At 67.9% G+C, this 19,669-nt stretch carries 18 protein-coding genes; 8 read left to right on the forward strand and 10 right to left on the reverse strand.

Annotated features, from left to right (window positions below; all coding sequences use genetic code 11):
• Positions 1-78 precede the first annotated feature (78 nt).
• The 5 genes from H1R19_RS07995 to H1R19_RS08015 all read left to right on the forward strand — a co-directional run bounded on the left by H1R19_RS07995 (position 79) and on the right by H1R19_RS08015 (position 6,584).
• Entirely contained in the window at positions 79-1,353 is a 1,275-nt protein-coding gene (locus H1R19_RS07995; RefSeq protein ID WP_244970908.1) for a DUF885 domain-containing protein, read from the forward strand.
• A gap of 49 nt (positions 1,354-1,402) precedes the next feature.
• A complete protein-coding gene (gene glyA / locus H1R19_RS08000) occupies positions 1,403-2,710 on the forward strand; it encodes a serine hydroxymethyltransferase (RefSeq protein WP_280527230.1) in 1,308 nt (435 codons plus the stop codon).
• A 76-nt stretch (positions 2,711-2,786) separates the two neighbouring features.
• Positions 2,787-3,659, forward strand: a complete 873-nt coding sequence (locus tag H1R19_RS08005) for an acyl-ACP desaturase (RefSeq protein WP_219851153.1) — start codon at positions 2,787-2,789, stop codon at positions 3,657-3,659.
• A 372-nt stretch (positions 3,660-4,031) separates the two neighbouring features.
• On the forward strand, positions 4,032-5,339 hold the full coding sequence (phoH2, locus tag H1R19_RS08010) for an RNA 5'-3' helicase PhoH2 (RefSeq protein ID WP_188329805.1): 1,308 nt from the start codon (positions 4,032-4,034) through the stop codon (positions 5,337-5,339).
• A gap of 297 nt (positions 5,340-5,636) precedes the next feature.
• Complete coding sequence (locus tag H1R19_RS08015) at positions 5,637-6,584, forward strand: L,D-transpeptidase family protein (protein WP_188329804.1); 948 nt, start codon at positions 5,637-5,639, stop codon at positions 6,582-6,584.
• A gap of 366 nt (positions 6,585-6,950) precedes the next feature.
• Here H1R19_RS08015 and H1R19_RS08020 read toward each other — a convergent pair whose 3' ends face one another.
• Both H1R19_RS08020 and H1R19_RS08025 read right to left on the reverse strand, forming a co-directional pair.
• Positions 6,951-7,823, reverse strand: a complete 873-nt coding sequence (locus H1R19_RS08020; protein ID WP_219851154.1) for a universal stress protein — start codon at positions 7,821-7,823, stop codon at positions 6,951-6,953.
• A gap of 301 nt (positions 7,824-8,124) precedes the next feature.
• Positions 8,125-8,772: a response regulator gene (locus H1R19_RS08025; RefSeq protein ID WP_188329802.1), complete on the reverse strand. Its 648-nt coding sequence runs from the start codon at positions 8,770-8,772 to the stop codon at positions 8,125-8,127.
• Positions 8,773-8,946: 174 nt separating this feature from the next.
• Here H1R19_RS08025 and H1R19_RS08030 point away from each other — a divergent pair, with 174 nt between their 5' ends.
• On the forward strand, positions 8,947-10,677 hold the full coding sequence (locus tag H1R19_RS08030) for a GAF domain-containing sensor histidine kinase (protein WP_188329801.1): 1,731 nt from the start codon (positions 8,947-8,949) through the stop codon (positions 10,675-10,677).
• Positions 10,678-10,693: 16 nt separating this feature from the next.
• Here H1R19_RS08030 and H1R19_RS08035 read toward each other — a convergent pair whose 3' ends face one another.
• The 5 genes from H1R19_RS08035 to glpX all read right to left on the reverse strand — a co-directional run bounded on the left by H1R19_RS08035 (position 10,694) and on the right by glpX (position 16,011).
• A complete protein-coding gene (locus H1R19_RS08035) occupies positions 10,694-10,861 on the reverse strand; it encodes a hypothetical protein (RefSeq protein ID WP_244970909.1) in 168 nt (55 codons plus the stop codon).
• Between the two features lie 187 nt (positions 10,862-11,048).
• On the reverse strand, positions 11,049-11,732 hold the full coding sequence (locus H1R19_RS08040; RefSeq protein ID WP_188329800.1) for a PIG-L deacetylase family protein: 684 nt from the start codon (positions 11,730-11,732) through the stop codon (positions 11,049-11,051).
• A 39-nt stretch (positions 11,733-11,771) separates the two neighbouring features.
• Positions 11,772-13,187: a class II fumarate hydratase gene (locus H1R19_RS08045; RefSeq protein ID WP_188329799.1), complete on the reverse strand. Its 1,416-nt coding sequence runs from the start codon at positions 13,185-13,187 to the stop codon at positions 11,772-11,774.
• A 7-nt stretch (positions 13,188-13,194) separates the two neighbouring features.
• Positions 13,195-14,901 (reverse strand): fumarate hydratase, encoded by a 1,707-nt coding sequence (locus tag H1R19_RS08050; RefSeq protein WP_223205205.1) that lies wholly within the window; start codon positions 14,899-14,901, stop codon positions 13,195-13,197.
• A gap of 114 nt (positions 14,902-15,015) precedes the next feature.
• Positions 15,016-16,011 carry a class II fructose-bisphosphatase gene (gene glpX, locus H1R19_RS08055; RefSeq protein WP_188329797.1) on the reverse strand — a complete coding sequence of 332 codons (996 nt, stop codon included), beginning with the start codon at positions 16,009-16,011 and terminating at the stop codon, positions 15,016-15,018.
• Positions 16,012-16,109: 98 nt separating this feature from the next.
• On the opposite strand from glpX, the gene H1R19_RS08060 reads away from it, so the two are divergent.
• Positions 16,110-16,685: a DUF4245 domain-containing protein gene (locus tag H1R19_RS08060; RefSeq protein ID WP_188329796.1), complete on the forward strand. Its 576-nt coding sequence runs from the start codon at positions 16,110-16,112 to the stop codon at positions 16,683-16,685.
• Positions 16,686-16,908: 223 nt separating this feature from the next.
• Positions 16,909-17,244: a hypothetical protein gene (locus tag H1R19_RS08065; protein WP_188329795.1), complete on the forward strand. Its 336-nt coding sequence runs from the start codon at positions 16,909-16,911 to the stop codon at positions 17,242-17,244.
• Here H1R19_RS08065 and H1R19_RS08070 read toward each other — a convergent pair whose 3' ends face one another.
• Genes H1R19_RS08070 through H1R19_RS08080 form a run of 3 tightly spaced genes read right to left on the reverse strand, consistent with a single transcriptional unit; the run spans position 17,245 to position 19,659 of the window.
• Positions 17,245-17,493 carry an exodeoxyribonuclease VII small subunit gene (locus H1R19_RS08070; protein ID WP_219851155.1) on the reverse strand — a complete coding sequence of 83 codons (249 nt, stop codon included), beginning with the start codon at positions 17,491-17,493 and terminating at the stop codon, positions 17,245-17,247.
• Positions 17,490-18,821 (reverse strand): exodeoxyribonuclease VII large subunit, encoded by a 1,332-nt coding sequence (xseA, locus tag H1R19_RS08075; RefSeq protein ID WP_188329793.1) that lies wholly within the window; start codon positions 18,819-18,821, stop codon positions 17,490-17,492. The genes H1R19_RS08070 and xseA overlap by 4 nt, the downstream gene beginning before the upstream one ends.
• Before the next feature lie 7 nt (positions 18,822-18,828).
• Positions 18,829-19,659: a lipid droplet-associated protein gene (locus H1R19_RS08080; protein ID WP_219851156.1), complete on the reverse strand. Its 831-nt coding sequence runs from the start codon at positions 19,657-19,659 to the stop codon at positions 18,829-18,831.
• Positions 19,660-19,669 lie beyond the last annotated feature (10 nt).

A 19,669-nucleotide genomic window follows, 5' to 3' on the forward strand; every position in this document is an offset into this window, starting at 1 on the left:
CCGGTCCCACCGCTGCCCGAGTGATCATGCGTACAGCTTAGGGCCGCGAGTGATGACAGCAATCGGTAGCCTGCCGATATGTCATCGGTGCCCCCGCCCGACGCCGCGTCGTCGGCCCCGTCCCCAACCGCCGCCGCCGCATCCGCCGCGAGCGATCCGCAGGTCATCGAGTATCTACGTCTCGGGCTGGCCTTCGACCGCCTCGAACGTGGATTCGTCGACGCCTACACCGGCGACCCGGCCCTGAAAGCCGACGTCGAGAACGCGCCTGCGCCCGACCCGGCCCGCCTCGCCGAACGCGCCCGCGCGCTGCTCGCCGAACTGCCCGGCGGCGCCCTCGACCCGGCACGCGCGGAGTTCATCGGCGGGCACCTTCGGGCGCTCGAGTGTTCGGCACGCAAGTTCGCCGGCGACGAGATCGGCTTCGTCGACGAGGTCCGCGCCTACTTCGACGTCGACATCACCGCCGCCGACCCCGACCGCTACCGGCAGGCCCACACCCAACTCGCCGAGGCGCTCGGTGTCCCGGACGCCACCGGAGACGAGCTGCGCGACGCCTACGCCGCCCATCGTCGCGCCGACGAGATCCCGCCCGGGAAGGTCGACGAATGCGTCCGGGCCTTCAGCGGCGCACTGCGGGAACGAGTCCGAAACGCATACCCGTTGCCCGACAACGAGATCGTCGAATTCGAGGTCGTCACCGACAAGCCGTGGTCCGGCTTCAACTACTACCTCGGCGACTACCGGTCCCGAGTCGCGATCAACGCCGACCTGACGCAATACATGTCCTCGCTACCCGCCCTGATCGCACACGAGGCCTACCCCGGTCACCACACCGAACACTGCCGCAAAGAACAACTGCTCGTCGGAGCCGGCCAGGACGAACAGTCGATCTTCCTGGTCAACACCCCGCAATGCCTCATGGCCGAAGGCCTCGCCGATCACGCCCTCGCCGCGATCATGGGCAAGGACTGGGGCGCATGGGCCCAGGAGATCTACGCCGACCTCGGACTCCGCTTCGACGCGCAACGTGCCGCGCGTGTCTCCCACGCGAGCGACGGACTCCTGACCGTGCGCCAGGACGCCGCCCTCATGTTGCACGACCGGCACGCCGACGCCGACACCGTCGCCGAATTCCTCCAACGCTGGCTACTCGCACCACCGGAACGCGCCCGCCAGATGCTCCGATTCCTCACCTCGCCGCTCTGGCGCGCCTACATCACCACCTACGTCGAGGGCTACCAACTGCTCGACGAGTGGCTCGACGCCGCCGACGACCGCGCCGCCGCCTTCGGCAGGCTCCTCGACGAACCACTCATCCCGGCAAGCCTGCGACGGGAGCTCGCGGTCTAGTACTCGGCCCGCTCGCTTCGCTCCCGGCGCCGTCCCTAGACTTGTCGCCATGACCGCGAACTCGTCGTCCCTGAACTCGATGTCCCTGGCAGAGGTCGACCCCGACGTCGCCGCCGCCATGAACGGTGAACTCAACCGTCAACGGGACACCCTCGAGATGATCGCCTCGGAGAACTTCGTCCCCCGCGCCGTTCTACAGGCGCAGGGCAGCGTGCTGACCAACAAATACGCCGAGGGATACCCGGGGCGTCGCTACTACGGCGGCTGCGAGTACGTCGACGTGGTCGAGGACATCGCCCGCAACCGCGCCAAGGAACTGTTCGGCGCCGAGTTCGCCAACGTCCAGCCGCATTCGGGTGCGCAGGCCAACGCGGCCGTGCTGCAGGCCCTCATGGAGCCGGGGGAGACGATGCTCGGTCTCGACCTCGCCCACGGCGGTCACCTCACCCACGGCATGCGCCTCAACTTCTCCGGCAAGCTCTACGAGAACGCCTTCTACGGCGTGAGCAAAGAGGACTTCCGCATCGACATGGACGAGGTGCGCAAGATCGCCCTCGACGTCAAGCCGAAGGTCATCGTCGCCGGCTGGTCGGCCTACCCGCGAACCCTCGACTTCGAGGCGTTCCGCTCCATCGCCGACGAGGTCGGCGCCCACCTGTGGGTCGACATGGCCCACTTCGCCGGGCTCGTCGCCGCCGGGCTGCACCCCTCGCCGGTGCCGCACGCCGACGTCGTGAGCTCGACCGTGCACAAGACCCTCGGCGGCCCGCGCTCGGGCATCATCCTCGCCAAGCAGGAATGGGCCAAGAAGCTGAACTCGGCCGTCTTCCCCGGCCAGCAGGGCGGCCCGCTCATGCACGCGATCGCCGGCAAGGCCGTCGCACTCAAGATCGCCGGCACCGAAGAGTTCGCCGAACGTCAGCAGCGGACGCTGTCGGGTGCCAAGCTGCTCGCCGAGCGGCTCACCGGCGCCGACGTCGCCAAGGCCGGCATCTCGGTCCTGACCGGGGGCACCGACGTCCACCTCGTCCTCGTCGACCTGCGCGACAGCACGCTCGACGGCCAGCAGGCCGAGGATCTGCTGCACCGCGTCGGCATCACCGTCAACCGCAACGCGGTGCCGTTCGACCCGCGCCCGCCGATGGTCACCTCCGGACTGCGGATCGGCACGCCTGCCCTCGCGACCCGTGGATTCGGCGACGAGCAGTTCACCGAGGTCGCCGACATCATCGGGACCGCCCTGGCCGCCGGCGAGTCGGCCGACGTGACCGCACTGCGCGCACGCGTGTCCAAGCTCGCCCTGGACTTCCCGCTCTACGACGGCCTGGAGGAGTGGGGCCTGATGAGCCGGATCTGACACCGCAGAGTCCGGCCCGGACACCCCCCCGGCCCTGGATTGCCCGGCCGGGGGGCGCGTCCGTATCCTTGCTCCGATGAACGCCCTCACTGAAGACGACCTGATCATCGCGCTCGAGAAGGCTCTTCCCGAGATCGCCGAAGAGCACAACGCGGCCGCCAGCCCGTGGAACCCGCACGACTGGGTGCCGTGGGACGACGGACGCAACTTCGCGTTCCTGGGCGGTGACGACTTCGATCCGTCACAGGCCACGCTGTCCGACGAGGCGCGCGCCGGGCTGCTCGCCCTGCTGCTGACCAAGGACAACCTGCCGTCGTACCACCGTGTGCTGGCCAAGCACTTCCCGGCCTTCTCCGACTGGCGGCAGCTGGTCGGCGTCTGGACCGCCGAGGACAACCGGCACGCGATCGTGCTGCGCGACTACCTCGTGGTCCGTCGCGCGATCGATCCGGTGGACGCCGAGGAGCGTCGTCGAATCCACGTCACCAAGGGCTACCGGCAGACCACCGAGCAGGTCGAGGTTCTCGGACCGCTCGATGTCCTCGCGTTGATGGCCGTTCACGAGAACCAGTGCGTGCAGTTCATCAAGCGGCTCGCGGCGGTCGCCGGCGACGATGTCCTCGTCGAGATCCTCTCCAAGATCTCCGCCGACGACCAGCAGCAGGCCTCCACCTTCGGCGCGTTCCTCAACGCCGGGATCATCGCCGACCAGGACGCCACCGTCGTCGCGATCGACGCGGCCCTGGCGGTCGGGCGTGCGGAGGCGATCGGTCACGACGTCGACGACTTCGACGACGAGCGAGCACTCATCGCCGACTACGAGAACGAGGAGACCTGGGCGGCGATCGCGGCCACGCTCGCCGACGCGGTCAAGCTCGACAGCATCGCAGGGCTCGGCGAGGAGGCCGAGGCGGCGCGTCAGCGCATCCTCGCACGCGCCCGCGGCTGACATCGGCGACGGTCCGCTTCGCGGCGAGCCTGGGATGTATCCGACATGGACACGGCGCCACCAGGGCGACAAAATGCCTGGTGGCGCCGTGTTGCGTCTCCGGCTCAGACAATACGGCGGTTTACCCACAATTCACGGAGACACACCCGACTCCGGCGCGCCGCGAGCGCATTTCGCGCGTACGTTGACCAGTGACGGGCCGCGGGGAAGCGGTTCGTCCGGGAGGTTCATTCGTGGTTTGTGAGAGCAGCGCGAGGGGGCCGGCCCCGGTCCTCGTCCACCTCGGCTGACGCCGAGGCAACGGACATCTGGACCGGCCGGTCGAGTCAAAATCTGGTTTGTGCGGGAGCCGCATGAACGTAGGAGCCCCACGTGACCACACGCACCTACGTCCTCGATACCTCCGTGCTGCTGTCCGACCCCTGGGCGGTCATGCGGTTCGCCGAACACCACGTCGTGTTGCCACTGGTGGTCATCAGCGAACTCGAGGGCAAACGTCACCACCACGAACTCGGCTGGTTCGCGCGTGAGGCGTTGCGCATGCTCGACGACATGCGACTCGAACACGGCCGTCTCGACCTGCCGCTCGCCATCGGCGATGACGGCGGAACCCTGCAGGTCGAGCTCAACCACACCGACCCCGCGGTTCTGCCCGCCGGATTCCGCACCGACACCAACGATTCCCGCATCCTGGCGTGCGCCCTGAACCTGCGCGCCGAGGGCAAGGACGTGACCCTGGTGTCCAAGGACACCCCGTTGCGGGTCAAGGCCGGTGCCGTCGGTCTGGCCGCCGACGAGTACCACGCGCAGGACGTCGTGGTGTCGGGGTGGTCGGGCATGACCGAACTCGACGTCGAGACAGCCGTGATCGACACCATGTTCGCCGAGGGCGTCGTGGACGTCGACGACGCGCGAGAACTGCCGTGCCACACGGGGATCAGGCTCCTCAGTGCCTCCTCCAGCGCATTGGGCAGGGTGAACGCGGACAAGCGCGTGCAGCTGGTGCGCGGCGACCGCGAGGCCTTCGGGCTGCACGGCCGTTCCGCGGAGCAGCGCGTGGCCCTCGACCTGTTGCTCGACGACAGCGTCGGCATCGTCTCGCTCGGCGGCAAGGCAGGTACCGGCAAGTCCGCACTCGCCCTGTGTGCCGGGCTGGAAGCCGTCCTGGAGCGGCGTACCCAACGCAAGGTGGTCGTGTTCCGGCCGCTGTATGCCGTCGGCGGTCAGCAGCTCGGTTACCTGCCGGGCAGCGAGGCCGACAAGATGGGTCCGTGGGCGCAGGCGGTGTTCGACACCCTCGAGGGTCTGGCGTCACCGGAGGTCATCGAGGAGGTGTTGAGCCGCGGCATGCTCGAGGTGCTGCCGCTGACGCACATCCGCGGCCGGTCGTTGCACGACTCCTTCGTCATCGTCGACGAGGCGCAGTCGCTGGAGCGCAACGTGCTGCTCACGGTTCTCTCTCGACTGGGTTCGGGGTCACGGGTGGTGCTGACGCACGATGTCGCACAGCGCGACAACCTCCGCGTCGGCCGGCACGACGGCGTGGCCGCGGTCATCGAGAAGCTCAAGGGCCACCCGCTGTTCGCGCACATCACTCTCACCCGGAGCGAGCGGTCGCCGATCGCGGCGTTGGTGACGGAGATGCTGGAGGAGTTCGGGCCCGGCGCGCCGGGAGCGTAGCGAGCGGGCGCCATTGGTTGCGGCGCGCCGGGAGCGTAGCGAGCGGGCGCCATTGGTTGCGGCGCGCCGGGAGCGTAGCGAGCGGGCGCTTTGATGGCGGCGCCGGGAGCGTAGCGAGCGGGCGTCACCGAGAGAACCTGCCTCCGGCCTTGTGTCCGGGGGCGGGTTCTTTCTTGCGGCCTGCTGGACGTCCCGGGTGGGCTTGATCCGATCAGAACCTCACCGTGACCATGACGTGACTCATGAACTCTTGCGCGATGTCACACTGTTGTGGTGCAGAAGTTACTGATGAGGCGAATGAGACTATTGGGACTACTGGTGATTGCGGTGCTGGCCGCATGCGCTGGTGGCGCCGGCCAGTCGTTTGCTGCGCCGGGGACGACTACACCCACCACACCGACCACGCCGGCGCCGCCGAGTGGGAGCAACCCGGGATCGGGCATCCCGATGCTCGACGAGATCCTCGACCAGCTGGCAGGCGGGTCGGGCTCCGCCGAGGGCAACGGTGGTGCCGGCGCGCCGGGTGCGCCGACGAACCAGATGATCGTGGTGACCGCACCCCGGGCCACCGACACAACGGCATCGCTGACGGCATTCGAACGCGGAACCGACGGGAGCTGGAAGCCCGTCATCGGACCGACGAAGGCCTTCCTCGGTTCGTTGGGCATGGGTGAGCCGAAGGACAACGTCCACCGCACTCCGCAGGGCACTTTCGCGCTCGATCAGGCATTCGGCCGCGAGGCCAATCCGGGCACCAAGATGCCCTACCTCAAGGTCGACCAGCAGGACTGGTGGGACTCCGACATGAAGTCGCCCACCTACAACACGCATGTGCGCCAGCCGCAGAGCCCCGGCGGCGACAGTGAGAACCTCTACAACTCGGGGCCGGTCTACGACTACGCGGTCAACATCGCGCACAATCCCGAGCGCACTCCGGGCAAGGCGTCGGCGATGTTCCTGCATGTCACCAACGACCAGCCGACGATGGGATGCGTCGCCATCGAACGGGAGCTGATGAAGCAGATCCTGGTCTGGCTCGATCCGGCCAAGAATCCGAAGATCACCATCGGCGTCAATCAAGGTGCGCCGACGGGGGAGGCACCCGGAGCGACCCCTCAAACCGCTCCGGGCGCCACTCCGCCCACGTCAGAGATCCCCGGCGGGGACGCGCTGACCGGGTTGCTCACGCAGCTGGTCGGCGTGGTGCCCTCGCTCTTCGGTCTCGGCGTACCAGCAGGCCGCTGACGTACGAACCGGTCTGTCATGTGCCCGTCAGTTGCTGGCGGGCACATCGGCAGCCGGGGCAGCTGGTCCCACTTGCGTCGATGTCCCAGCCGTTGACCCTGGCCAGGTGATCCAGCGCGGCCTGGTTCACTCGGGTGCGAACCCCGAATCTGCGACCGCAACTGTCGCAGTGCCGATCGGTCGATGCGCTGTGGGCATCCACGAACATCGTGGAGGCAACTGTCATATCGGTGGACCTTCTCCTTGGGATCGGCCGCTACTCGTTGTCCGGTCTGTGTCCTGACTCGGACGAGCGACCATTCCAGTGTCACCGCGTGTGATGTGCATCTCATAGGGCCGAATGGCATCTGGTTGTGGCGATCGATGTCAGTGCTCGTCGGGGACGATCATCACCGGGCATCGTGCCGACTGCAGTACGCGCGAGCTCGTCGAACCGAGGAGCATGCGCTCGAAACCTCCGCGCCCGCGGGCCCCGACCACCAGCAATTGCGCCGCCTGGGCGTGGTCGAGCAGGGCGCGAGCGGGACGGTCACGGACCACTGCACACCGCACGGTGACCTCGGGATAGTCCGCACCGAGGCCGACGAGTTCGTCGTCCAGCCATGCGGAGGCGCGCGCCCGGTGGGCCCGCCAGTCGGCGAAACCGTATGCGGCCGAGAGTTCGGCGAGGTCATCGTCGGACCAGGCGTGCACGACGGTGACCGGCACATTCCGGGTGGCGGCTTCCTCGAAGGCGGCCGCAGCCGCGACCCGGCCGGCCTGCGACCCGTCGACGCCGACCACGACCGTGGACGACGTCAGGGTCGCCGACGTCCCCTGGCGTACGACGGTCAGCGGGCACCGGCGATACTCGGCCAGCGCCGCGGTGACCGAACCGAGCGCGACGCGATGACCTGCCATGTGTCCTCGGTTGCCGACCACGATCATCCTCGCCATGGTCGAGGCGTCGAGGAGGGCGGGAATCGGCGGCGGGGTCACGACCCTGGTCACGATCGGTGTCGCCCCGGGGGCGTCGAGGGACTCCTCGACGGCTCGGCGGGCCTCCGACAGTGCGCGTTCACATCTGGTCAGGAGGGGGTCGAAGTGGTGCGGGTCGTCGGCGGTGACATCCGCCGACGGGCACGCCGAGGCCACCAGCTCGATGGGTGAGTGGTGCAGTTCGGCATCGCGCGCAGCCCACCGTGCCGCCGCGCGAGCGGTGGCAGATCCGTCGACTCCGACGATCGTGGACGTGGTCAACGCCTCCTCCGTGGCTCGCACTGTCCGCCCGGGTGGGCCTGTACCCCAAGTACATGACCGCGGTCCCCGCTGATCTTGCGGCGAAGAGCCCCTTTCGTGAGGACGAAGGTCCCGCTGTGCGTCGACGGACCCGGCCCTGGGAGGCGTGCTCGTGCGAACCGCTCCGGGGACAGCAAAACCTCGTCCCTCTCACGTTCCTCCGAGGGCACATTGCCCTGGGAGGTCGCTGACGTGGACGAGATCTCCAGGTGCCCTGCCTGCACTCGTGCCAGCGGTGATCGCCGGCGACATCGTCCGCCGGTCACCGCCTCCGGCGGTGGCTCGCGGCCCGTGTGGCGTAAACGGCGGCCTGGGTGCGGCTACCCATGCCGAGCTTTCCCAGAAGTCGCGACACATAGTTCTTCACAGTCTTCTCGGCGAGGTGCATCCGGGCTGCGATCTGCCGATTCGTCAGGCCCTCACCGAGAAGCGCCAGGAGGGTCCTCTCCTGCTCGCTGAGTCCGTCACCGGGTCCTTCCGGTTCTTCCTGCTGAGCGCGGAGCCGGTCCATGAGTGCTGCAGCGGCGCGATTGTCCAGCAGGGACCGGCCTGCACCGACCTCGGCGATGGCCCGAGCGAGTTCCATGCCGGTGATGTCCTTGATGACGTAACCGCTGGCGCCGGCCAGGATGGCGTTCATCATCGCCTCGTCGTCGGTGAGTGAGGTCAGCATCAGACAGCGCAGTCCGTCGACCCGTTCCAGCAACTCGCGGCAGAGTTCGACTCCGTTGCCGTCGGGAAGACGAACGTCGAGCACGGCGACGTCGGGTCGTACGACGGGTATCCGGACGCGCGCCTCCGAACAGTTGCCCGCTTCCCCGACTATCTCGATGCCGGGAGAGGAGTCGAGCAGGTCGACCAGCCCCCGCCGGACTATTTCGTGGTCGTCGACCAGAAACACGGAAGTCATGCCGATGCGCCTCCTTCGGCATCAGCCCCCCGTGTGAATTGTAGATCGAGTCGGCGGCAGGTAGTGAACTATGTGCACGACTAAAGAATTGACCAGCGGGGAAATGGCGGGAGTGGGCGTGGCATTGTCGCCTGAACCGGCGCGTCGGCAACACCGTCTGGCTATGATTCGAAGATGGTTTCGGAATTCTCGGAGTTGGGTCCGAGATCTCGGGAACTGCGGAATGCGCTGTCGCAGACCCGATTACATGAACTGATCGACGAAGTGCGAGACCGAATTGCCCAGATCTCGGATGTGCGGGAACAAACCGAGGGGCTCTTGCAGGCCATGCTGGCGGTGACTTCCGGATTGGATCTGGAAACCACGCTTGAATCGATCGTCGCCGCGGCGATCCGACTTGTCGACGCCCGCTACGGTGCGCTCGGAGTACGCGGTTCCGGACACGAACTCAGCGCCTTTCTCTACCAGGGAATCGACGACGAATTGCGCGCGGCGATCGGGCCTCTACCCACCGGTCGTGGTGTGCTCGGACTACTGATCGATCAACCGGAAGTGGTCCGTCTGACCGAATTGTCCGAACATCCCGCCTCGGTCGGGTTTCCACGGTTTCATCCGCCGATGACGACCTTTCTGGGTACGCCGATCCGGGTGCGTGACGAGATCTTCGGGAATCTGTACCTGACCGAGAAGAGGGACGGTGCGGCATTCACCGAGGACGACGAGGTCGTCATTCAGGCCTTGGCCTCGGCCGCCGGTATCGCCATCGACAATGCCCGGCTGTACGAGCAGGCGCAGGCCCAGCTCGCGTGGATCGAGGCCAACCGCGACGTCATGACCGAACTGCTGACCGGTGCCGACCAGCAAGAGGTTCTGGAGGAGATCGCGCGCAAGGTGCTGAGCCTGTCCGGGGCCGACCTGGTCTTGATCGCCGAACCACATGACCCCGACGACCCGGTGGAGGAGATCGACGAACTCGTGGTCACCGTCGCCGAAGGCGCCGACGCGGGACTGTTCGCGGGACGATCCGTGCCGATCGAGGGTTCCACCTCCGGGACGGCATTCGTCCGGCGCAGGCCCATCCTGCGTGATCACCTCGAGTACGACATCTCCGGTGGTACCTCGACGAGATACGGACCCGTCATGGTCGCGCCGTTACGCACCGTGGAATCGACCCGTGGGGTGCTGATCGCGATGCGCGCGGAGGGGCGCGAACCGTTCGCCGAGGATCTGCTGGCCCTGAGTGCGAACTTCGCGGATCAGGCCGCGCTGGCTCTCCAACTGGCATCGGCGAACCTGCAGGAGCATCACCTGCAGGTACTCGAGGATCGCGAACGCATCGCTCGCGACCTGCACGACCACGTGATCCAGCGGATCTTCGCCGAGGGTCTCAGCCTGCAGGCGACGCTGCAACGCACCCAGTTGCCGGACATCCGGACACGGTTGACCCGGACCATCGACAACCTTCAGGACATCGTCCAGGACGTGCGTGCGACCGTCTTCGATCTGCAGGCCGAGGACATGGAGGTCACCCGCCTGCGTCAACGCATCCAGGAGGTGGTCGGTCAGCAGATCGACGACCTTCCGCTTCTGACCCACGTGCGCATGGCCGGGCCGCTCTCCGCAGTGGGGCCGCGTCTGGCCGATCAGGTGGTGGCCGTGGTGCGCGAAGCACTGAGCAACGCTGTCCGATATGCGCAGGCCACGACGATCACCGTGTCGATCTCGGTGGCCGAGCGCCTGACCGTGGAGGTCGTCGACGACGGCGTCGGACTGCCGGAGGACGTGACGCCCAGCGGGCTCCGGAATCTACGCCTTCGCGCCGAGGAGTCGAACGGCGTGCTCGAGTTGCTGACGTCCGCGGGCGGGCACGGCCTGAACGTACGCTGGAGCGTGCCACTGGAGTGAGGACCGTCCGCCGGTCTCACACGGATGCGTCGGGCATGGATGTGTCGGACTCCGACGGCATCCGCCACGCCGAGGTCCTCTCGGTCACCCATGCGACCGACTGCAGTCCGGTCAGCACACCGAACAGCACCAGCAACCACACCGACAGTCCGACGAGGACGCACACGGCGAAGGCTGCGAGCAAAGCGACAAGAACTGATGTGACAGTGATGGCGATTCACCTTTACCTGAGTGCAGTGACACTTGCGGATGGAAAATGTGACCCCCTCACCATCCACTGTTCGACGCCACGACGCGAGGGGCCGAAAGTCACCTCCGGCCGGACCGAGGTCGAGATGTCGGCGGCCGGTGCCGCCACCGGCGACCGCAGGTCAGCGGGCCCGCTTGAGCTCGAAGCCCGCCTCATGCCTGTTCCCGGAGCCGTTCCGGGGAGTCGTCGCCATCTCGATCTGGGCGCGGGCCTGGTCGATGACCGGGGTGTCCGGATCGAGGACCGACAGGTAGCGGTCGTGGGCGGCCAGCGAGCGCACCGCCACGTCGATCTGGTCGTCGACGCCCACCGCATGGGTGGCCGCGGGCCCGTTCTCGAACAGCCACGCCGGCGGATCGGCCAGAGCGTCGTATGCGTCGAGTACCGCGGCGGCGAACTCCATGTGGTCGGCCTGGTTGGGCATCCCCGGCGCCCACTCGGCACCGCCGAACAGTGACAGGATCACCTGTGGCGCAACGCGTTCGATGGTCTCGGTGATCTTGGCGCGCAGTTCGGGGGTGTTGTGGATGTCGCTGTCGGGGAATCCCCAGAACTCCACCTCGTCGACGCCCACGATCGACGCCGACGTGCGTTGCTCGGCTTCGCGCAGCGGGCCGCACTGCGCGGGTGGCATCCCTTCGATCCCGCGTTCGCCGCTGGAGGCTAGGGCGTAGACGATACGTCTGCCCTCGCCCGTCCAGCGTGCGACCGCAGCGGCCATCCCGTATTCGGGGTCATCGGGATGGGCGACGAGCACCAGTCCGGTGTGCCAGTCCGTGGGGAACCCCTGCAGTTTCGGCGTCATGATCCGACGGTACTTCGCCTGCGGCTCTGGGCGGGTGCGTCAGCGTTCGCGATCCAGGTTCGCCATCTTGAGGACGTCGAGCCGCTTGTCGAGCTCTTCCTCGGTGAGTTTGTCGCCGATGAGTCCCCGGTCGATGACGGTCTGGCGGATCGTGGTGCCCTCCTTGAGAGCCTGCTTGGCCACGGCGGCGGCCTCCTCGTAGCCGATGGCGCTGTTCAGCGGCGTCACGATCGACGGGGAACTCTCGGCGAGAGTGCGCAGCCGGTCGGTGTTCGCGGTCAGGCCCGAGATGCACCGGTCGGCGAAGAGCCGGGAGACGTTGGCCAGCAGCTTGAGTGACTCGAGGACGTTGCGCGCCATCATCGGGATGTAGACGTTGAGCTCGAAGGCGCCGTTGCCGCCGCCCCAGGTGACCGCGGCGTCGTTGCCGATCACCTGAGCCGCCACTTGCGTGACCGCTTCGGGCAGAACGGGATTGACCTTGCCCGGCATGATCGAGCTGCCCGGCTGCAGATCGGGGAGGGTGATCTCGCCGAGGCCGGTCAGCGGTCCCGAACCCATCCACCGGACGTCGTTGGCGATCTTGGTCAGCGAGACGGCGATCGTCTTCAGCTGACCCGACAGCTCGACGAGACCGTCGCGCGCCGCCTGTGCCTCGAAATTGTCCTCGGCCAGGGTCAGCGCGTCGACGCCGGTGAGACGGACGAGCTCGGCGACGACCTTGGTGCCGAATCCGGCCGGTGCGTTGAGGCCGGTTCCCACGGCGGTGCCGCCGATGGGGAGCTCACCGACGCGCGGCAGTGTCGCGGTGACACGCTCGATGCCTGCCTCGACCTGCCGTGCATAACCCGCGAACTCCTGACCGAGAGTGACCGGCACGGCATCCATCAGGTGCGTACGACCGCTCTTGACCACCTCGCGCCACTCGGTTGCCTTGTCCGACAGGGCCTTACGCAGGTGGTCGAGGGCCGGGACGAGGTCGGTGACCGCGGCCTCGGTGGCCGCCACATGCGTTGCCGTCGGGAACGTGTCGTTCGACGACTGCGACATGTTGACGTCGTCGTTGGGATGCACGTCCACACCGTTGGCCTTGGCGATCGACGCGATGACCTCGTTGGTGTTCATGTTCGAGCTGGTGCCCGAACCGGTCTGGAACACGTCGATGGGGAACTGGTCGTCGTGTTTGCCCTCGGCGATCTCGGTCGCCGCCGCGACTATGGCGTCGGCCTTCTCGGCGTCGAGGAGCCCGAGTTCGGCGTTGACCGTGGCGCACGCGGCCTTGAGCAGTCCCATGGCGCGGATCTGGGTGCGCTCGAGCGGGCGATGGCTGATCGGGAAGTTCTCCACCGCGCGCTGCGTCTGGGCGCGCCACAGGGCGTCGACGGGCACCTGCACCTCGCCCATGGTGTCGCGCTCGATGCGGTACTGCTGATCTCCCTGTGCTGCCTCGGTCATGGACGAATCACTCCTTGGATCGGATCCTTATGCCGCTCAGCGGGACGTTCACGGTCCCACCCGGGTCGGTGAAAAAGTCGTTGCCCTTGTCGTCAACAACGATGAACGCCGGAAAATTCTCGACCTCGATCTTCCACACGGCTTCCATGCCGAGTTCCGGGTACTCGATGATCTCCTGGCTCTTGATGCAGTCGAGGGCCAGACGCGCGGCCGGTCCGCCGATCGAACCGAGGTAGAACCCGCCGTGCGAGCCGCAGGCGTCGGTGACCTGCTTGGAGCGATTTCCCTTGGCCAGCATGACCATCGAGCCGCCGGCGGCCTGAAACTGTGCGACGTAGGAGTCCATGCGCCCCGCCGTCGTCGGACCGAATGACCCCGACGCCATGCCCTCGGGCGTCTTCGCGGGACCCGCGTAGTAGACGGGGTGGTCGCGGAGGTAATCGGGCATCGGCTCGCCCGCGTCGAGGCGCTCCTTGATCTTGGCGTGCGCGATGTCACGGGCGACGACGAGCGGGCCGGTCAGTGACAGACGGGTCTTGACCGGGTACTGCGAGAGCTGGGCGAGGATCTCGGCCATCGGGCGGTTGAGGTCGACCTCGACGACCTCGCCACCCGAGATGTCCTCGGCGACACCGGCAGCGGGCATGTACTTGGCCGGGTCGGTCTCGAGCTGCTCGAGGAAGACCCCGTCGGCGGTGATCTTGCCGAGTGCCTGACGGTCGGCCGAGCAGGACACCGCGATCGCGACCGGGCATGACGCGCCGTGGCGGGGCAGACGCACCACCCGCACGTCGTGGCAGAAGTACTTGCCGCCGAACTGCGCACCGATACCGAACGACTGGGTGAGCTTGAAGACCTCGTCCTCGAGCTCGAGGTCGCGGAATCCGTGCGCCGACATCGAACCCTGGGTCGGCAGGTTGTCGAGGTAGTGAGCGGAGGCGTACTTCGCCGTCTTGAGTGCGAATTCCGCTGAGGTGCCGCCGATCACGACGGCGAGGTGGTACGGCGGGCAGGCCGCGGTGCCCAGCGATCGGATCTTCTCGTCGAGGAACTTCAGGATGCTCGTGGGGTTCAGGATGGCCTTGGTCTCCTGGAACAGGAACGACTTGTTGGCGCTGCCGCCGCCCTTGGCCATGAACAGGAATTTGTATTCGGGGCCCTTGGGACCCTGTTCGGTGGCGTAGATCTCCACCTGCGCCGGCAGGTTGGTGCCGGTGTTGCGCTCCTCGTACGTCGTCAGCGGTGCGAGCTGCGAGTAGCGCAGGTTGAGCTGGGTGTAGGCGTCGTACACGCCGCGCGAGACGGCCGCGGCGTCGTCGGTGCCGGTGAGCACGCCCTCGCTCTTCTTGCCCATCACGATCGCCGTGCCGGTGTCCTGGCACATCGGCAGGACACCGCCGGCGGAGATGTTGACGTTCTTGAGCAGGTCGAGGGCGACGAAGCGGTCGTTGCCCGACGCCTCGGGGTCGTCGATGATCTTGCGGAGCTGCGCGAGGTGGGCCGGACGCAGGAAGTGGCTGATGTCGTGCATCGCCTCGGCGGTGAGCTTCCGGATGGCCTCCGGGGAGACCTTGAGGAACTTCTGACCGTCGACGTCGAAGCTCGACACGCCTTCGGTGGTGATCAACCGATAGGGGGTGCTGTCTGCGCCGGTGGGGAGAAGATCGGAGTAGAGAAACTCGGGGGCTGAGGCTGGTTCACTCACGAACCGCATCGTATCGCCCCGTCGAAAAGGCCCCACGTCAGAGGTGACCGGCACACGTGGCCGGTGGTGACGCGGGGCCGATTCGGGCTGCGAGGCGAGACATACCCCACAGCGCGGGCGATGTCAGAGGTTGATGCGGGCGTACTCGCGGAGTTTGGCCGGCTTGTGGACGGCCTCGATGCGACGCACGGTGCCGGACTTCGAGCGCATCACCAGCGAGCGGGTGGTGGCACCGTTGGGCCGGTAGGTGACGCCGCGGAGCATGTCACCGTTGGTGACACCGGTCGCGCAGAAGAACGAGTTCTCGCCGCTCACCAGGATGTCGTTGGTCAGGACGCGGTCGAGGTCGTGGCCGGCGTCGATGGCCTTCTGGCGTTCCTCGTCGTCGCGCGGCCACAGCTTGCCCTGGATCTCGCCGCCCATGCACTTCATCGCGACCGCGGTGATGATGCCCTCCGGGGTGCCGCCCACGCCCATCAGCATGTCGACGGTCGAGTAGTCGTCGGCGGCCGCGACGGCGCCGGCGACGTCGCCGTCGGAGATCAGCCGGATCTTGGCGCCGGCCTGTCGGATCTCACCGATGAGGTCTGCGTGACGGGGGCGGTCGAGGACGATCACGGTCAGATCGGCGACGTCGATGCCCTTGGCCTTGGCGACCGAGTTGATGTTCCACTCGACCGACTCGTTGATGTTGATGGCGCCCTTGGCGTCCGGGCCGACGGCGATCTTGTCCATGTAGAAGACGGCCGACGGGTCGAACATGGTGCCGCGTTCGCTGACCGCGATCACCGCGATCGAGTTGGGGCGGCCCTCGGCCATCAGGGTGGTGCCGTCGATGGGGTCGACCGCCACGTCGCACTCGGGGCCCTCGCCGTTGCCGACCTCCTCGCCGTTGTAGAGCATCGGCGCCTCGTCCTTCTCGCCCTCGCCGATCACCACGACGCCGCGCATCGACACCGACGAGAGGAGCTCGCGCATCGCGTCGACCGCCGCTCCGTCGCCGCTGTTCTTGTCGCCGCGTCCCACCCAACGCCCGGCCGCGAGCGCTGCGGACTCGGTCACACGGACCAACTCCATCGCGAGGTTACGATCGGGGGCCTGATTGGTACTGGCGGTCATGGCTATCGACTCCTCTGTGTGGCGGTGGTCTCAGGGACATCCTTGCATGTCACACCGGGCGTTCGGTCAGTGACCCTGCTGGTGCGATACTCGGCGTCATGGCAGACAAACCGCGCATTCTGATCAACGGCAAGGACATGTTCTGGTCGTTGGTGCCGTTGGTCGCGCTGTGTGCGTTGGTGGCGATCGCGTCGGGGAACTGCTCGGTGGGTGTGTCCAACGACCCGGCCGACGGCAAGGTGCCCCGCTTCGACGTGGTGACCGCGTTGGACACCGACGCCCGTGAGCTCCCGTTCCCGATCCGCCGGCCGCCGACACCGGAGGGCTGGACCCCCAACTCCGGCTCGTCGGACGCGATCGACGGCCATCGGGTCAGCACCGTCGGCTACATCAGCAGCAGCAAGGCCTACGTCCAGCTCACCCAGACCGACGCGCCCGAGGACGTCCTCGTGCCCTACCTGGGCGGGTCCGGGGCCGGCTTCGACGACATCGTGGGAACCGGCACGCGGCAGGCGGGCGGTCGGCAGTGGGTGACCTACGAGACCACCGAGGGCAAACGTTTCTGGATCACCGACCTCGGTGACGTGCGTATCGCGGTGCTCTCGCGCGGCTCCGACGCCGATCTGGACACGATCGCGTCGTCGGTGGTGAACCAGGCGCCGCTGCCCGGCTGAGTCCCCGCGCTTTGAGTCCCCGAGCCTCCCGCCGGGGCGCGCGGTGATTCGGGTAGCGGACTACTCGTGAGGAAGGCCTCGCCGACTCATAGCGTCTCCTCGGCAGGAGGCGCTCATGTATGGGGGATGCGGGCCCGCGCGAGGCGGGCGCACGTGGTTCACTCGGATTCGCGGTCGGTGCTGGACATCCTCGGCGGCGCTACCTGCTCAGACCCGGGTCTGGGTGCACATTCTGTGGGCCCGCCTGGTCCTGGTCGCGGTGCTGTCGGTGCTGGTGGTGGTCACCGTTCCGGTGCACGGCGCCGGCGCCGCGACGGCCGCCGGTCGGGTCACCCCGATCAGGGCATCGTCCTTCGCGGCCGACCCGGCGCGGTTCGAGGTCGTCCTCGACTCCGGTGGCGTGACCGGCGTGGACACCTGTGAACGGCACCTGAACCCGGTCGCACCCGTCGCCGGAGGAGATCACCGGCTGCCGCTCATCGCCGCGGGGGACCGCGACGCCCGCGGACGCGCCCGGGTGGGTGCGCTCGATCAGCAGGCGCTCACCGCATTCGGCTGACTACTCGTCGTCCTCGTCCGCCGAACCCGTCCCGCTCTTCTGGGCGATGGCGGTCTCGATCTGCTCCCGAGCCCCGCGCAGGTGTTCCTCGCAGCGGGTCGCGAGCGCTTCGCCGCGCTCCCACAGCGCCAGCGATGCGTCGAGGTCGAGGCCCCCGTGTTCGAGGGTGGTGACGATGTCGGCCAGCTCGTCGCGGGCCTGTTCGTATCCGAGTTCCTCCACCGGGGTGTACGTCTCGTCGGTGCTCACGAGTCTCCTCTGCGTGTGCGCGGGGCTGATGGTTCGCGTGCTCCGGCCGGCCGGGCGGAGCGGGGAGCGGATGGACTTTCGGTGACGCGTGCGGCGGCCGCGCCGTCGGCGACCCGGATGCGCAGTTCGGCACCGGCGGGCACGTCGGCCAGCGTGCTCACGACGTGCGGATCGGGGGTGTCGGTGCGCTGCACCACCGCGTACCCGCGCGCCAGGGTCTGGGCGGGACCGAGCGTCGACAGGCGCGCCGCCAGGTGCTCACGGCGTCGTTCCTCGGCGTCGATGTGGCGCACGACGTCGCGACGCAGCGCACGCACCAGTTCGGCGACCCCGCCGGCCTCCTGGTCGACGAGCACGCCGGGTCTGGCCAGAACGGGTCGCGCGCGCAGACTCGCCACCACGCCGGATTCGCGGCGCACCCAGTTGCGCAGGGCCTGCGCGCTGCGACGACGCAGATCCTCGACGCCGGCCAGCTCGGCCTCGACGTCGGGCACCACGCGCTTGGCGGCGTCGGTCGGTGTCGCCGCACGCAGATCGGCGACGAGGTCGAGAAGCGGGTTGTCCGGCTCGTGCCCGATCGCACTGACCACCGGCGTCACACATCGCGAGACGGCCCGTAGCAGGGCCTCGTCGGAGAACGGGAGCAGATCTTCGACGCTGCCCCCGCCCCGTGCGATGACGATGACCTCGATGTCGGGATGGGCGTCGAGCTCGGCGAGGTGGGTGAGGATGCGGGCGACCGCCGTCGGTCCCTGGACCGGTGTCTCCCGGATGTCGAACCGGACCGCCGACCACCGGTCGGTGGCGACGCTCACGACATCGTGCTGCGCGGCGCTCGCACGTCCGCTGATCAACCCGATGGCGCGGGGCAGGAAGGGCAGCGGCCGTTTGAGGCGGGAGTCGAAGAGGCCCTCGGCGGCGAGCAGCTGCCGGAGACGTTCGATCCGCAGCAACAGCTCGCCGATGCCCACCGCCCGGATGTCGCTGACGCGCAACGACACCGTTCCTCGCCCGGTGTAGTAGCTCGGCCGGCCCAGCACCACCACGCGGCTGCCCTCGGTGAGGGGAACTTCGCTGCGCGCCAACAGATCTGGGCTACACGTGACCGAGATCGAGATGTCGGCGGCAGGATCGCGCAGGGTGAGGAACGCCGTGCGGGTGCCGGGCCGTCGACTGATCTGCGTGACCTGCCCCTCCACCCAGATCTGGCCGAGGCGGTGAATCCAGTCGGCGATCTTGGTGTTGACCGTCCGAACCGGCCACGGGTGTTCCGCCGAGTTCGGTGAGGTGGAACGTTGCGGTGTGGCGCTCGATTCGGGTCCGCTCACGCGCCCCTCACGCCTCGGTGGAGCGCTTGTTCTGCGAGGTGATCCGGTTCTCGAGCATCGTCACGAACGGCGCCCGGTTGCGGTTGCCCCTCTCGTAGCCGACGAGCGTCTCGAGATCGGAGGTGCTGACCGACCGCAGCCGCGCACGCAGCTGGGCCAGGGTCAGGCTGTCGTAGTCGATGAACTCGACGATCTCGGGCGCCTGACCATTCGAGGAGCCGACCGACACCCCGGCGGCGGGCACTTCGGAGACGAGCTCGTCGGGGGCGGAGCTGTAGAGCGCGAACCGTCCGGCGTCGGCTCGCGGCGGGGCGGCGAGGGCCTCGTCGGGGGCGGCCTTGTCGGCCGCCGCGGTGTCGGCGGCAGACTTCTTCGCCGGGCTCTTCTTCGGGCTCTTCTTCGCCGGGGCCTTCGTCGCCGTGCCCTTCTCCGCCCCGGCGAGCTCGACCCGGGAGTCCCCGTCGGCGGCCTCTGCGATCTCGTCGTCGAGGGTGGTCGGGGTGGGCTGGGCCTTGTCGACGGGTTGGGCCTTCTTGATGGGCTCGACCTTCTCGACGGGCTCAGCGGCGGCCGCATCGCCGGGACCCTCGAGCTCGTCCTCGTCGAACCGGGCCCACTCGGGCTGCTCGTCGGGCTTGTCGAACAGCATCTCTAGTGCGGCGTCGCCCTTGATGGCCAGTTCGGCGATGTTCTGCTGTGCCCGCATGCCGGCCTGCAGCGTCTGACTGACCGCCGTCATCGGCAGGGTGATGAGCAGCGCGGGAAGTTTGCGCGTCTCCTCGAGGGCGGTGACTATCAGACCTGCGGCGATCCGGGCAGGGTAGGGTGCGCGATCCATGCCAACACTC

Origin of the sequence: Gordonia jinghuaiqii (assembly GCF_014041935.1) — a bacterium.
GTDB classification, from domain to species: Bacteria; Actinomycetota; Actinomycetes; order Mycobacteriales; family Mycobacteriaceae; genus Gordonia; species Gordonia jinghuaiqii.

What these genes read in the sequence shown, in the direction of transcription:
- H1R19_RS07995 (WP_244970908.1), top strand. Translation starts at nt 79, where the DNA reads ATGTCATCGGTGCCCCCGCCCGACGCCGCGTCGTCGGCCCCGTCCCCA.
- glyA (WP_280527230.1), top strand. Translation starts at nt 1,403, where the DNA reads ATGACCGCGAACTCGTCGTCCCTGAACTCGATGTCCCTGGCAGAGGTC.
- H1R19_RS08005 (WP_219851153.1), top strand. Translation starts at nt 2,787, where the DNA reads ATGAACGCCCTCACTGAAGACGACCTGATCATCGCGCTCGAGAAGGCT.
- H1R19_RS08015 (WP_188329804.1), top strand. Translation starts at nt 5,637, where the DNA reads ATGAGACTATTGGGACTACTGGTGATTGCGGTGCTGGCCGCATGCGCT.
- H1R19_RS08025 (WP_188329802.1), bottom strand. Translation starts at nt 8,772, where the DNA reads ATGACTTCCGTGTTTCTGGTCGACGACCACGAAATAGTCCGGCGGGGG.
- H1R19_RS08030 (WP_188329801.1), top strand. Translation starts at nt 8,947, where the DNA reads ATGGTTTCGGAATTCTCGGAGTTGGGTCCGAGATCTCGGGAACTGCGG.
- H1R19_RS08040 (WP_188329800.1), bottom strand. Translation starts at nt 11,732, where the DNA reads ATGACGCCGAAACTGCAGGGGTTCCCCACGGACTGGCACACCGGACTG.
- H1R19_RS08045 (WP_188329799.1), bottom strand. Translation starts at nt 13,187, where the DNA reads ATGACCGAGGCAGCACAGGGAGATCAGCAGTACCGCATCGAGCGCGAC.
- H1R19_RS08050 (WP_223205205.1), bottom strand. Translation starts at nt 14,901, where the DNA reads ATGCGGTTCGTGAGTGAACCAGCCTCAGCCCCCGAGTTTCTCTACTCC.
- glpX (WP_188329797.1), bottom strand. Translation starts at nt 16,011, where the DNA reads ATGACCGCCAGTACCAATCAGGCCCCCGATCGTAACCTCGCGATGGAG.
- H1R19_RS08060 (WP_188329796.1), top strand. Translation starts at nt 16,110, where the DNA reads ATGGCAGACAAACCGCGCATTCTGATCAACGGCAAGGACATGTTCTGG.
- H1R19_RS08080 (WP_219851156.1), bottom strand. Translation starts at nt 19,659, where the DNA reads ATGGATCGCGCACCCTACCCTGCCCGGATCGCCGCAGGTCTGATAGTC.